The organism is Marinobacter sp. R17, assembly GCF_003789045.1.
In the GTDB taxonomy this organism is placed as follows: Bacteria; Pseudomonadota; Gammaproteobacteria; order Pseudomonadales; family Oleiphilaceae; genus Marinobacter_A; species Marinobacter_A mangrovi.
The window spans coordinates 43,797-56,323 of the sequence record NZ_RHGZ01000005.1 but is presented as its reverse complement, the minus strand read 5'-3'; the positions used below and the strand labels follow the sequence as shown (position 1 = coordinate 56,323).

16 protein-coding genes are annotated in these 12,527 nt (G+C 63.8%); 5 read left to right on the top strand and 11 right to left on the bottom strand.

Features of this window, described 5'->3' with window-relative positions; all coding sequences use genetic code 11:
• Positions 1-67 precede the first annotated feature (67 nt).
• Complete coding sequence (locus tag EB809_RS05400) at positions 68-496, bottom strand: CoA-binding protein (protein ID WP_123633803.1); 429 nt, start codon at positions 494-496, stop codon at positions 68-70.
• Positions 497-658: 162 nt separating this feature from the next.
• Between EB809_RS05400 and EB809_RS05395 the strand changes: the two genes are divergently transcribed.
• The gene (locus EB809_RS05395) at positions 659-1,384 is read left to right on the top strand and encodes an MBL fold metallo-hydrolase (RefSeq protein ID WP_123633802.1); all 726 of its coding nucleotides are present in this window, start codon (positions 659-661) and stop codon (positions 1,382-1,384) included.
• Positions 1,385-1,435: 51 nt separating this feature from the next.
• Entirely contained in the window at positions 1,436-1,981 is a 546-nt protein-coding gene (gene folK, locus EB809_RS05390; RefSeq protein WP_123633801.1) for a 2-amino-4-hydroxy-6-hydroxymethyldihydropteridine diphosphokinase, read from the top strand.
• On the opposite strand, the gene EB809_RS05385 is transcribed toward folK, so the two are convergent.
• The 3 genes from EB809_RS05385 to EB809_RS05375 form a co-directional block, all read right to left on the bottom strand.
• Positions 1,865-2,587 carry an SDR family NAD(P)-dependent oxidoreductase gene (locus EB809_RS05385; RefSeq protein ID WP_123633800.1) on the bottom strand — a complete coding sequence of 241 codons (723 nt, stop codon included), beginning with the start codon at positions 2,585-2,587 and terminating at the stop codon, positions 1,865-1,867. The two genes, folK and EB809_RS05385, sit on opposite strands and share 117 nt — an antisense overlap.
• 17 nt (positions 2,588-2,604) lie before the next feature.
• Positions 2,605-3,168 (bottom strand): GTP cyclohydrolase I FolE, encoded by a 564-nt coding sequence (gene folE / locus EB809_RS05380; protein ID WP_123633799.1) that lies wholly within the window; start codon positions 3,166-3,168, stop codon positions 2,605-2,607.
• A 171-nt stretch (positions 3,169-3,339) separates the two neighbouring features.
• Positions 3,340-3,528, bottom strand: coding sequence for a hypothetical protein (locus EB809_RS05375; RefSeq protein ID WP_123633798.1), 189 nt, complete (start codon positions 3,526-3,528; stop codon positions 3,340-3,342).
• A 353-nt stretch (positions 3,529-3,881) separates the two neighbouring features.
• On the opposite strand from EB809_RS05375, the gene EB809_RS05370 reads away from it, so the two are divergent.
• The gene (locus EB809_RS05370) at positions 3,882-4,793 is read left to right on the top strand and encodes an alpha/beta fold hydrolase (protein ID WP_123633797.1); all 912 of its coding nucleotides are present in this window, start codon (positions 3,882-3,884) and stop codon (positions 4,791-4,793) included.
• A gap of 39 nt (positions 4,794-4,832) precedes the next feature.
• On the opposite strand, the gene EB809_RS05365 is transcribed toward EB809_RS05370, so the two are convergent.
• A complete protein-coding gene (locus EB809_RS05365; RefSeq protein ID WP_123633796.1) occupies positions 4,833-5,924 on the bottom strand; it encodes a GGDEF domain-containing protein in 1,092 nt (363 codons plus the stop codon).
• 104 nt (positions 5,925-6,028) lie between these two features.
• On the bottom strand, positions 6,029-6,670 hold the full coding sequence (locus EB809_RS05360) for a TetR/AcrR family transcriptional regulator (protein ID WP_190294831.1): 642 nt from the start codon (positions 6,668-6,670) through the stop codon (positions 6,029-6,031).
• Between the two features lie 166 nt (positions 6,671-6,836).
• Between EB809_RS05360 and EB809_RS05355 the strand changes: the two genes are divergently transcribed.
• Both EB809_RS05355 and EB809_RS05350 read left to right on the top strand, forming a co-directional pair.
• A complete protein-coding gene (locus tag EB809_RS05355) occupies positions 6,837-7,916 on the top strand; it encodes a patatin-like phospholipase family protein (RefSeq protein ID WP_123633794.1) in 1,080 nt (359 codons plus the stop codon).
• Positions 7,917-7,971: 55 nt separating this feature from the next.
• Positions 7,972-8,217: a CDGSH iron-sulfur domain-containing protein gene (locus tag EB809_RS05350; protein ID WP_123633793.1), complete on the top strand. Its 246-nt coding sequence runs from the start codon at positions 7,972-7,974 to the stop codon at positions 8,215-8,217.
• 4 nt (positions 8,218-8,221) lie between these two features.
• On the opposite strand, the gene EB809_RS05345 is transcribed toward EB809_RS05350, so the two are convergent.
• The 5 genes from EB809_RS05345 to EB809_RS05325 form a co-directional block, all read right to left on the bottom strand.
• A complete protein-coding gene (locus EB809_RS05345; protein ID WP_123633792.1) occupies positions 8,222-9,676 on the bottom strand; it encodes a PAS domain S-box protein in 1,455 nt (484 codons plus the stop codon).
• A gap of 236 nt (positions 9,677-9,912) precedes the next feature.
• Entirely contained in the window at positions 9,913-10,728 is an 816-nt protein-coding gene (znuB, locus tag EB809_RS05340) for a zinc ABC transporter permease subunit ZnuB (RefSeq protein WP_123633791.1), read from the bottom strand.
• Positions 10,715-11,488 (bottom strand): zinc ABC transporter ATP-binding protein ZnuC, encoded by a 774-nt coding sequence (znuC, locus tag EB809_RS05335; RefSeq protein WP_123633790.1) that lies wholly within the window; start codon positions 11,486-11,488, stop codon positions 10,715-10,717. Before znuC ends, znuB begins: the two co-directional genes overlap by 14 nt.
• Positions 11,481-11,972, bottom strand: a complete 492-nt coding sequence (locus tag EB809_RS05330) for a Fur family transcriptional regulator (protein ID WP_123633789.1) — start codon at positions 11,970-11,972, stop codon at positions 11,481-11,483. Before EB809_RS05330 ends, znuC begins: the two co-directional genes overlap by 8 nt.
• 85 nt (positions 11,973-12,057) lie before the next feature.
• Positions 12,058-12,522 (bottom strand): chemotaxis protein CheW, encoded by a 465-nt coding sequence (locus EB809_RS05325; RefSeq protein ID WP_123633788.1) that lies wholly within the window; start codon positions 12,520-12,522, stop codon positions 12,058-12,060.
• Between the last annotated feature and the right edge of the window lie 5 nt (positions 12,523-12,527).

Below are 12,527 nucleotides of genomic sequence, written 5' to 3'. Positions count from 1 at the left end.
CTCAACCAGCCGTGAAGGGCGGGTGTAAAAAAACGCAACGGTTTGGGTCGGAAAGTGACAACGCGCTTCACGGTGTGGCCAATGGCACACCCAGCCGCGGAATTTCCTGCTTGGGACAGCGGTCCATGACCACCTGCAGGCCGGCGGATTCAGCCTGGGCCGCGGCGTCTTCATCGATGACGCCGATCTGCATCCAGATGGCATCGACGTCACCCCGGCGCAGGGCTTCGTCCACCACAGCCCCTACGCGGTGGCTCGCCAGGAACAGGTCGACCATGTCGATCTTTCCGGGGATCGCCGTGACGTTCGGATAGACGTGTTCGCCCAGCAGGGTGCCGCCTGCCAGACGCGGATTGACCGGAATCACCCGGTAGCCGCGACCCTGCAGGAACGCCATGACGGTATGGCTGTCGCGGTGGGGCTTCTCGCTGGCACCGACCAGGGCGATGGTGCGGACGGACTCAAGAATCTTGCGAAGCTGCTCAGGCGTGGCCATAGGGTTTCCGGTTCCAAGTGCTGGCATAAAGGGCTATGGTTGCCGGTGCTTGGGCGACCGGCGGCTCGACGTTCGGGAGTCCCTGAAGGACTCCTGAGCAATTCTGGCCCAAGTCACGGCCTCTGGACAAGCCACAACCCTGTAATGGATGAAGGACAATCAATGGCAGTATTCACCATGACCGGCGTCGGCCACTCCGAGGCCATCGCGCACTGGAACAACAACGCGATGATTACCGCCGGCGGGCGTCGCTTGCTGATCGATGCCGGTTACACCATCAAGTTTGCCCTGCGCGATCTGGGGCTGGACCTGAGTCAGGTGGATGGCGTCTTCATTACCCACGTGCACGCCGATCACTGCTTTGGCCTGGAGCGCCTGGCCTACGAATGCCGTTTCCGCTACGGCTTCAAACCCCGGTTGTACCTGCCTCCGGGCGTCTACGAGGAGCTCTGGGATCAGACGCTGAAGGGCGTGATGGGTCAGGTGGGTGAAGGGCCGGCCACGCTGGACGATTATTTCGAGGTGATCCGACTGGACGGCGCGTTTGAATTCGAGGGTGTGCACCTGGAGTATTTCCAGAATAACCACACGCCCAACAAACCGTCCTATGGCCTGTTCATCAACCGCCGATTGCTGTTTAGCGGCGATACCCGGCCGATCGTGGAGGCGGTGACCCGGCGCGATCCCGAGATCATCCTGCACGACTGCACGTTGGCAGAGTGGAACCCGGTCCACGCCAGCCTGGCGGAGTTGGAGGTCAGCTACCCCGCCGCGCTGCGTGAGCGCATGTACCTGATGAGTTATGAGGATCACTACCGTGAATTCGAAACCCGGGTGGCCTCGAATTTCGCCGGCTACGCCCGACAGGGACAGACGTTTGAACTGTAACGGCAATCGATCCGCCCGGGATCAGCGTATGAAACAGCGTTTGTGACGGAAATGACTGAGGTAACCATGTGGTACCTGTGTGGCTTGGGCAGCAACATCCGCCCGGAACAGAACCTGCCGCGGGCGCTGGATCTGCTGGTGCAGAAGACCGGCTGCCTGCGAATCAGCCCGGTGGTGGCTACCCGCCCCCAGGGGATCGACAGTGACCGGGGCTTTCTCAATGCGCTGGTGGTGTTGCAATCGCCGCTGGCGCCGACCGAGTTGAAAGCCTGGTTCAATGGCGTGGAAGAGTCATTGGGGCGGGACCGGAGCGACCCCGCCTCTAGCCTCAAGGATCGCACCATCGATATCGACATCCTCGAGACCCGTGCCAATGGGCTGCCCGACGGGCGCAGTGTGCAGGAGCCCTATTTCCAGGCCTTGCTGGCGGATCGGGTGGATCCTGCCGACTGCCGGACGCTTCGTCTGGGTGAGCTGGCGCTAGGCCAGGCGACGGCCACCATCTACTGGGATCATCGCACCGGTCATGAAATCGTTGTCGATCAGCGCCATGGCCTGCTTGACGACGCTCTCGAAACCGCCTTCCCGGGCCAGTAACGTTTCGTCCAGCACCTCCTGTTTCTCATCGTCGGTGTGCCGCGGCAGGAAGCGGATCGGCCCCGGCATGATGGCGTTGACCCGCACCGCCGGCGCCAGCGACTTGGCGTAGCTCAGGGTCAGGTTGGCCAGCGCTGCCTTGGTGGCGCAATAGGCCGCGTAGCGCGGGTTGGGGTTTTCAGCAAAGATATCGGTAATGTTGATCACCACCGGCAGCGGGGCGCGCTCGCTGCTGGAGGCCGCCATAGTATCGGCCAGCCCTTCGATCAGCTGCATCGGCGCCACGGCGTTGACCCGATAGAGTCGCTCGGCGAGTTCGGTCAGCGCGGCCGGGTCTTGCGGGTTTTGCTCGAACTGGGAGGCGTTGTTGATCAGCACCCGCAGGGGCGTCGTGTGGCGGATCCGCTCGATGGCCTGCTGCACGCTGGCGTGGTCGGCCAGATCGGTCTGAATGACTGAGACGCCCCTCTCGCGCAGTTCTTCCACCTCGTCGGTGGCGGTGCGATAAAGGGCAAACACCTGGTAGTCGCGAGCCAGCAGAGACTTGCTCAGTTCATATCCGAGACGCCGTCCGGCGCCGGTGACGACTGCAGCGGGTAAGGTCATGATCGATCCGGTTCCTCTCAGTGGTTGATCAGTTGCAGGAATTCCGTCCGTGTGGCCTGGGATTTGCGGAAGCTGCCCAGCATGACGGAGGTCTTCATCCGCGAATTCTGCTTCTCCACGCCACGCATCATCATGCACATGTGCTGGGCTTCAATCACCACACCGACGCCCTGGGCGCCGGTTACCGACTCGATGGCCTCGGCGATCTGGCGGGTCAGGTTTTCCTGGATCTGGAGGCGACGGGCATACATGTCGACGATGCGGGCGAGTTTGGACAGGCCCAGGACCCGACCCTGGGGAATGTAGGCGATGTGGCACTTGCCGATGAACGGCAGCAGGTGATGCTCGCAGAGGCTGTAGAGCTCGATGTCCTGGACCACGACCATTTCGTCCATGTCGGATTCAAAGGTGGCGTCGTTGACGACGCTGGCAAGATCCTGCCGGTAGCCCCGGGTCAGGAATTCCATGGCCTTGGCGGCCCGCTCCGGTGTCTTGGCCAGCCCTTCACGGGCGGTGTCTTCACCGAGGGCCTTCATGATCTGTTCGTAGTGTTTGGCGATGGTGTCGGTCGTGTCAGTCATTCCGCATGTCTCTGGGGAGGGCTTCAGGCACGTACGTGCGATCGGGGTAACCGGATGAGTGCCAAGCGGTTCAGGGCGTCTCTGATGGACGCCTTTCGTTGGCGAATCTTAGAAGACTAAGCCATTTCCGGCCTGAAGCCCAAATTCCCTGCGGATGACTGCCCGGGCGGGTCACTCGGTGTCGCTGGTCTCTTTGCCAAGGGCATTGCTGATGGCATCGGCCTCGGCGGCAAGCACACGATACAGCAGGCTGTCGCTGCGTCGCCCGGAGCGCTGCAACTGCTGCTGTTTCAGGTGGTAGAGGCGGTTGAGACGGCTGTCGTCCCGCCGGGTCTGGTTGACTGGTTCGATGGTACGCATGGCAAAACCTCACACGGTTCGCGCGACGCCCGGAAAGCCGGGTGGGCGCCTTTGACGGCCCTTGCTGTCATGATCATGATATGGGGGCACGTCGTTTCAACTTCCACAGTCATATACGAAGCAGATTCCGTACCAGTTGATTAAAAAACACCCGGCCAACCGGGTGGCTGTGATGCGATGCCTGAAATGACCTGTCCTGCAGTGCTTCCCGAAGGGGGAATGCGCTAGTCTAATAAGCCGAGACGGGAAGGTACCGACCCAACCGGAGGAAGGTGTAAAGTATTCTTTACAGGTGGCCGGGCATTCCGGGTTCAGAACTGACGCGCCAGGGCAGCGGGGACGAAAAAGGGCATATGGAACGTGTAGTTTCTCTGGATGTACCGACCGACAACCATCACGCCGGTATCCCGGTTCATCGCTGGCAGCAGGCGGGCAAGTGGTTCGCCTACGGTGAACACGCCATCTTCAGCCGCATGGAGGGCCGCGGTGAGGTTATCCTGTTGTTGCACGGTTTTCCGACCGCGTCCTGGGACTGGAACCGACTCTGGCCCTACCTGACCCAGTCCCACCGTGTATTGGTGGCTGACATGCTGGGCTTCGGGTTTTCCGACAAGCCGGTGGACTATCCCTACAGCCTGATCGACCAGGCGGACCTGCAACAGGGTTGGCTGGAGGCCATGGGCGTTGAGCGGGTCCACCTGCTGGCTCACGATTACGGTTGCAGCGTGGCGCAGGAACTGCTCGCCCGGGAGCAGGAAGGCCAACTGCCGTTCTCGATTGCCAGTGCCTGCTTCCTCAACGGGGCCCTGTTTCCGGAAGTGCATCAGCCGATCCTGATCCAGAAACTGTTGGTAGGCCCCCTGGGCGGGCTGATCAGCCGGGGTTTCACCCGTGGGGTGTTCGACCACAACTTTTCCAAGCTGTTCGGCCACCACACCCGCCCCAACCGCAGCGAGCTGAACAGTTTCTGGCAGTTGCTGCTGTACAACAATGGGCGCGGCATCCTGCACCGGCTGATCCATTACATGGACGAACGCCGCTGCCACCGCAATCGCTGGGTGGGTGCGCTGGTCAATGCGCAGCAGCCCCTGCGGCTGATTTCGGGTACCGAGGATCCGGTGTCCGGCGTGGCCATGGCGGATCGCTACCGGCAGCTGATCAAACAGCCCGACGTCGTCGCCCTGGATGGGGTGGGGCACTATCCCCACTACGAGAATCCGGTGCAGGTGTTCGAGGCAGTGCGGGACTTCCTGGCCCGGGTCTAGGCCGTCGGAAACCGACCATTCCAGGCCGAAGGTGTTTCATCAGACATTCGGTACCGGCATGTCGTCGCCGCTGGCTTCCCGTTCCGAGCCGCGCAGGATCATGACCCGGTTGCGGCCCGCCTCTTTCGCGGTATAGAGCGCCTGGTCGGCCCGGTTGAGCCAGGTGGACCAGGTTTCGCCCTTGATCAGTTCGGTGACGCCAGCGCTGGCGGTCACCTGGATGTCCTTGCTGAACGGTGCCACGCTGAGGGTATCCAGCAACTGCCGCGCGAGCTCTTCGGCCGCTTTCTGCCGGGTTTCCGGCAACACCATCATGAACTCCTCTCCGCCGATCCGGAACAGCATGTCGGTGTCCCGCAGTCGCCGTCGCAGGCGCGTGGCGGCTTCCTGGAGTACCGTGTCGCCGGTGGCGTGGCCCCAACGGTCGTTGATCGTCTTGAAATGATCCAGATCCACCAGGATCAGGCTGGCGACCCGCTCGTAGCGCTCGCGCAGCTGGATCTGGCTGTTCAGTTCATCGGCCATCTGGGAACGGTTCAGGCAGCCGGTCAACGGATCGGTCGTGGCCAGGTCCGTCAGCTCGCTTTGCATCCGCCCCACCAGCCAGGCAAACACGGCAACGAAAACGGCCGTCAGGCTCAGGGAACTGGTGATGCGCCAGAATTCCGGCGTGGGAAAACGCTCGAAGGATACCCCGGCCAGGATGATGATAAAGAGACCGTTGAGGATCAGCGCTTCGCGCAGGGACAGCAGGAAGAACATCGCGGCAATGGCCGGATAGCCCCAGAACAGGCCGTTATGCCCGTTGATGATCGTCGAGTAGACGGTGCAGGCAATGGCAAACAGGGCGAAGAAGCGCCCCTTGAAGAGATAGCGACCGCGCAGGCGTAGGTAGAGGATCACCGCCACCAGGTTCAGGCAGAAGATCGCCAGCAGCAGGCTCAGCAACGGATGATGTTCGGACCACTGGACCAGCACCAGCGGCGCCACGGCCACCAGGGTCCAGAAATGTACGTGATAGACAATCTGGCGCTGGAAGCCCAGGATCGTTTCCGTCGGGTTGGTGGCTGTGTATTTCAGGGCTAACCGCTTGGCCACACTGCGCTCCTGCAGGTTGCGGGACCGATCCATCGTTCAGACGCCCGCGTTTTTGTGGACGTTACGGACACTTATAGCAGGAATTTGGCGAAGCGAAAGTCCTATCGTCTGGCTACCGCCACAGCCTGGGCGGCCACTTATTCACTGGCGGGTGGGGCGGCCAACCCGCCTTCAATGAAGTCGAGGAAGTAATTGAACAGGGTGAGGTCGTCGGGGCGGATGTTGCCGAACGGCGTGTGGGACAGCATATCGATCTCCGCGGCGCCGTGGATCAGGCTGACGAAGGTGAACGCCAGGCGGATACGCAGGACATCCCGGGGAATGGTCGGTAGCGCCCGGCACAGCTGGGCCTCGATGCGCTCCACATCGGGCCGGAAGTGGGTGTTCAGCAGTTCGACAATGTCCGGTGTGTTGTCCGCGTGCAGGTGGGCCATGAAGCGCAGTGCGGACGGCCCCCAGTCCGGTGCCAGGGTCAGGGACAGGTAAGGCGTGGTCACGGCCCGGACCACGTCGCGCAGCGTTGGCGCGGGAGCCTCCTCGACGCCCCGGAACCCGCTTTCGAACTGTGGCCGGGTGTGATCGGTAATAAAGGTGATCACCGCCTCCAGCAGGCCCAGACGGCTGCCGAAATGATAATGGGCGGCCGCGGAATTGCGGGTGCCGGATTCCGCGCTGATGGTCCGCAATGACACCCCGTCCAGCCCGTGCCGGGCATACAGGTCGAGGGCGGTCAGGATGATCTTCTTGCGGGTTGCTTCGCCGTGATTCGCGCGCGCCATGGAGGGGGTTCCGGATAAATTCCCGGGCAGTATAGCGCAGTGGCCGGACCAGATCAGGCCCCGTCCGCAGCGGCGTGCCCCGGGATGCCGTTGCGAAACAGGCTTTTGCTGTGGGAGCGGGTCCGTTAGACTCCCGCTCAGCTTCGTCGCTGTATAGGAAATTGCCATGTCCACCGTTTCGCCAGACCAATCCGTCCTGACCATCCGTGCGGGACGCCGGGCTTACGCCCGTATCCAGGAGCACGGCCTGCGTCCGGAAGACGTGCACGTGGTTCCCGGTGCCGCCGGTGGTCCCAAGGCGCTGGGCATCTGTGGGCTGGACCAGGCGATCTTTGGCGAGTGGCTGCCACGGGCGCCGCAGGTGCGGTCTCTGATCGGCGCCTCCATTGGCAGCTGGCGGTTTGCGGCCATTTCCTCCGGTGATCCGGTCAGCCAGCTGGCCCGGCTGTCGGATCTGTACACCCGCCAGCGTTTTCCAAAGGGTGTCAGCATGGCCGAGGTGACGCGCCGCAGCATGGTGTTCCTGGAAGAGCTGCTGGGCGGACGGGAAGACGCCATCCTCAACCACCCGGACTACCGCCTCAATATCGTGGTGGTGCGCAGCCGCGGCATGCTCCAGCACGACACCCGCGGCCGACTGGCCCTGGGGCTGATGGCCGCGATCAGCGCCAACATGGTCAGCCGTAAGCACCTGGGCCGCTTTATGGAGCGCGGTATCCTGCACGATCCCCGTGAGCGCGCCCCGCTGGGCGACCTGATCGACTTCCAGAGTCATCAGGTGCCGCTGACCCGGGACAACCTGATGGCGGCTCTGCTGGCGTCGGCGTCGATTCCCATGGTGATGTCCGGGGTGGCCGGAATTGCCGGCGCGCCGGAAGGCATGTACCGCGACGGCGGTCTGCTCGACTATCATCTCGACCTGCCTTACGAGCAGCCCGGCGTGGTGCTCTATCCCCACTTCACCGACCGCATCATTCCCGGTTGGTTCGACAAATCGTTGCCCTGGCGCCGGGGCGATCATACGCGCCTGCAGGACGTGGTCCTGGTGGCCCCGTCCCGCGACTACCTGGCCCAGCTGCCGGACCGCAAACTGCCCGACCGGAAGGATTTCGAGCGTTACCTGGGCAACGACGACGGGCGGGAACAGGTTTGGCGGCAGGCCATCGGGGACAGCGAGCGCCTGGGCGAGGCCTTCCTCGATCTGGTGGACAGTGGCCGGGTGGCCGAGGCGGTCCAGCCGCTCTGATCGTCTCTGCCGTCTATACTGGGGAAACGACATCCATGGCCTGGAGGTGACCGCCATGTCCGACGATGCGCCCCGTGTGGCTCGATCCAGTCCTTACGCGATTCCGGTAGAAGCCGGCAAATCCTATTTCTGGTGCGCCTGCGGTCGCAGCGCGGACCAGCCCTTCTGCGACGGCTCCCATAAGGCGACCCAGCTGCGTCCCGTGAAATACACTGCCGAGCGGGACGAGTGGGTCTGGTTCTGTGGCTGCAAGCAGACCGGTGATGCGCCCTTCTGCGACGGGACCCACAAGAGCCTGTGACGGGTCAGACCGCGGATATGTCTTCCTCCGGCTGACCCGGTCGGGCCTGGATGGACAGTCGGAAGCCGGCACAGCCGGTGAGGGTATCCACCACCGGCTTCAGCCGCAGGGTCACCGGTATGCCGACGCTGTCGCTGTTCTGCAGCAGCAGATCCATCCGCACCAATCGACGTTGTTGGCGAGAGGCGGTCAGGCCCTGTTTGAAACGCTCACGATCCTCCGGCATAACGTAGTTGCTGAAGGGATGATGCTCCAGCTCCGCCGGTGGGCGGCCAAGAAAGTCCACGGCCAGCGCTGAGATGAAGCCGATCCGGCCTTCCTCGTCCATTTCCGCGATGCAGCTGCCGGCGATTTCCACCAGGTCGCGGCTGCGCTGTTCGCTGTTCTGCAACGCCTGTTTCAGGGCGTGCTTCTCGATCCGGTTGTTCTCCAGGGCCTGACTCTCGATATCCAGCGCCCGGGTCACGAAGGCGTGGTCCCGACGATCCCGCGCCAGTCGCAGGCACAGCAGCCAGACCAGAACAGCGGCGGCCAGCGACGCGGCGGCCCCCACCAGCCACACGATCTGGCTGATCCGCTCCACCGGTGCGCCCATGTAATGCTTGTCGGGAATGGTGGTGAGGATCCATTCCCGGTCCGCCAGGCTGATGGCCGAGCGCAGGGCCCAGGCCATGCGCGGCTGTTCCAGCCGGTCGGTGGCAAACAGCGGTGTCTTCAGGTGCTGGTCCAGATCGAACACCGTTACCTGCAGGGCCGGACTCATCTGTGCAGGCAGGGCCTCCTTGAGCAACTGATCGGGGGAAAACGTCAGGCTCACCAGAGAGCCGTCCTCCAGCGCCCGGAACAGGCGTACGCCGACCTGGCTGCTGCCGTTACGCTGGATGCGGGTCTGGGCTGTGGCGGAGACCTTGTCGTGCTGCAGTGCGGTTTCTATCGGCTGGCGCCAATGCGGCACGGAGGGGGCCACCAGGCCGAGGATGGCGCTCGGCGGGTGGCGGTCGGCCACCTGGATCACCACCTGGTAGCTGGGTTGATGCGGCGCAACGCGGGTGATGCCACTCTCCTGCCATTCCCCCAGGGTGATGTACTGGCCACCGATATCGCTCAGGTTGCGCTCCACCACGCGGCGTTCGTCGTCGGAGATGGTGATGATGCGGTCCAGGTCGATCACGTCCGGCAAACGCCGCAGGACGGCTTCGGTCTGGTACTGGAAGATGCGGCTGTGGTCGCTGTGTCCCGACAGCGTCCGGGCCAGCACGTCGAGGGTCTGGATGCGGACGTTGATGGCCTGCTGCACCAGGTCGGTGAAATGGGCGTGCTGGCTTTCGAGCAAGCTTCGGGTCTGTTTGTCCAGGCTCTTGCTGGTCCAATGGTCCACCGTGCCGGTACACAGAATGCCGACGACAAGGACCACCAGTGGCAGCCAGATGTGCATGCCCCGTCCTGCAGGCCTTTCCATGGGTGCTCTCCCTTGCCTGATGAGGTAACGACCCCGGTAGCCGGATGGCTGTGTTCGTCCGTGATGTCGTCCGGTGTGGGGTGTCGGGATCCCCGCAGATTCCTTGCAGGGACCCCTTAACTTTAGGTGGGCCGGGGCGTTGGCGTCCAGTGTCGCTACCGGGTACGTCGCCGGAATGTGGCCGCTTTGGCGGTTAACGGCGGCGAATCGGGCGGATCTGTCGCCGGATCAGTCGGTTATCCGTGACGCTGCTCGCGGACCAGTCCGTAGACCAACAGGAACAGCAGGAAGGCCGACACCACGATGGACGGGCCCGCCGGACTGTCGAGAAACCAGGACATCGACAGGCCGCCACCGACGGCGATCACGCCGCCGACAATGGCCAGGCCCACCATCCGCTCCGGGCTGCTGGCCAGGCGCCGGGCGGTGGCGGCGGGAATGATCAGCAGCGCGGTGATCAGCAACACGCCGACGATCTTCATCGCCACCGCAATCACCAGCGAGAACATCAGCATCAGGCCCAGGCGTAACCGTTCCACCGGCAGGCCCTCGGCCTTGGCCAGCTCCTCATGGATGGTGCTCATCAGCAGGCCGCGCCAGAGCCAGGCCAGCAGGGCCAGCACAACGGCGGCGCCGCCGTAGATCCAGGCCACATCCATGCGGCTGATGGCCAGTAGGTCGCCGAACAGGTAGCCGGTCAGGTCCAGCCGCACGTCCGGCATGAAGCTTAGGGTCACCAGGCCGATGGCCAGGGCACTGTGGGCGAGGATGCCCAGCAGCGTGTCCGTGGCCAGGCTGCGATTGCGGGACAGAACCACTAACAACAGCGCCAGCCCGATGCAGACCACCGCGATGCCCAGGCTGAGCTGGATCTGCAGCAGCGTGCCCAGGGCCACGCCCAGCAGTGCCGAGTGGGCCAGGGTGTCGCCGAAGTAGGCCATCCGCCGCCACACCACGAAGCAGCCCAGTGGACCGGCCACCAGCGCCACACCCAGGCCGCCGATCAGCGCGCGCCAGAAGAAATCGTCGAGCAGGGCGTCAATGAGAGGCATGATCGTGGCAGGTCTCCGTCGGGGCGTTATCCACCACATCGCCGTGCAGGTTGTGGTCATGGTTGTGGTGGTGATGGTAGATGGCGACGCTGTCCGCCACGTGACGGCCGAACAGCTCCACGAACGCGGGATCGTGGGAGATCTGCTCCGGATAACCGCTGCAGCAGACGTGCTGGTTCAGGCACAGCACCTTGTCGGTGGCCGCCATCACCAGGTGCAGGTCGTGGGAAATCATGATGACGCCGCAGTGAAGGCTGTCCCGCAGTTCACGGATCAGCTCGTACAGCTCGGCCTGACCGTTGACGTCGACGCCCTGGGCCGGCTCGTCCAGCACCAGCAGGTCAGGCTGGCGGACCAGCGCCCGGGCGATCAGCACACGCTGGGTTTCACCGCCGGACAGGTGATGAATGGACGAGTCATAGAGATGATGGACCGCAGTCCGTTCCAGCGCCGCCCGGCACTCCGCGGGCGCGGCCCCGGTCAGCGCCATGAAGCGCTTCACCGTCAGCGGCAGTGTCGGCTGGAAATGGATGTGCTGGGGCACGTACCCCAGACGCAGGCCCGGCGTGCGCCGGATGCGGCCGCCGCTGATGGCCTGCAGCCCCAGGATGGCCTTGATCAGCGTGGTCTTGCCGGCGCCATTGGGGCCGATGACGGTAATGATATCGCCGCGGCTGACGGTCAACCGCACGTGATCGACGATGTTCTGGCCGCCCAGGCGCACACTGACATCGTCCAGCGTGACCAGCGCCTCACTCATGGTCGCCCTCCTGCTGACAGGCGGGACACAGTCCGGCAATTTCCAGGGTGGTGTCTTCGGCCGCGAACCCTTCATCCTGCGCTGCTTGGTCCACCGCTTCGGCAACGTGCGGCGCCGACAGCTCCAGGACGTTGCGGCAGGCCCGGCAGATCAGGAAAAAACCGGTATGGCGATGCCCCGCGTGGGCGCAGCCGACGAACGCGTTCAGGGACGCGATCCGGTGCACCAGCCCGTGCTGCTGGAGAAAGTCGAGGGCTCGATAGACGGTGGGCGGCGCGGCGTTGTGGCCGTCCTGGGCCAGCGCGCCGAGCAGGTCGTAGGCGCCGAGCGGTTTATGGGATTGCCAGATCAGTTCCAGCACCCGCTCGCGGGTCGGGGTCAGGCGGGCCTTGGCGTCGTTGCAGATGCGATGGGCATCGGCCAGGGCCTGATCCACGCAGGCCCGGTGGTTATGCGGGCGGTAGGGCAGCGGTGTCTGTGACATGGTGCGTCCGATCGGTCAATGGATGAAACATTATAACATCGCATTGCCCGGTCGGACGAGGTCCGTATCGATCGCAGCGCCTGGGTCAGGCCGCGAAGGATTTGGCGGCGAGGGATTCCAGGTATTCGAGATTGGGGATATAGGCCGTGTGGCCTTCGACATCCACCACCATCAGGTCCGCCGGACCGGTGTCGCCTTCCACCTGCTGAATCTCGGGCTCGGCCAGCTTGGTCTGGCTGGGAATCCCCTGGGTCACCATGGCCAGGAACGGCATCGCCTGGTGGCTGTCGCTGATGGTGTTGAGCACCGCAATCCGTCCGCGGGCGCCATCCGGGCGGGCGCCCTGGCCGCCGTTGGCCGCGTCGTAGGAGATTACCGGCAGGCGCAGGCCGCGCCAGTTGAGGTAGCCGATCAGCCACTCGGGGCCGCCATCGGCCGCTTCCGGCTCGGCATAGTCGACGATTTCGGCGATGGAAACGTTGGGCAGCAGCAACTGACGGTCCGTCACCGGAATCAGTACGCAGGGAAGGACTTGGGAATTGTCGGCCATGGTGT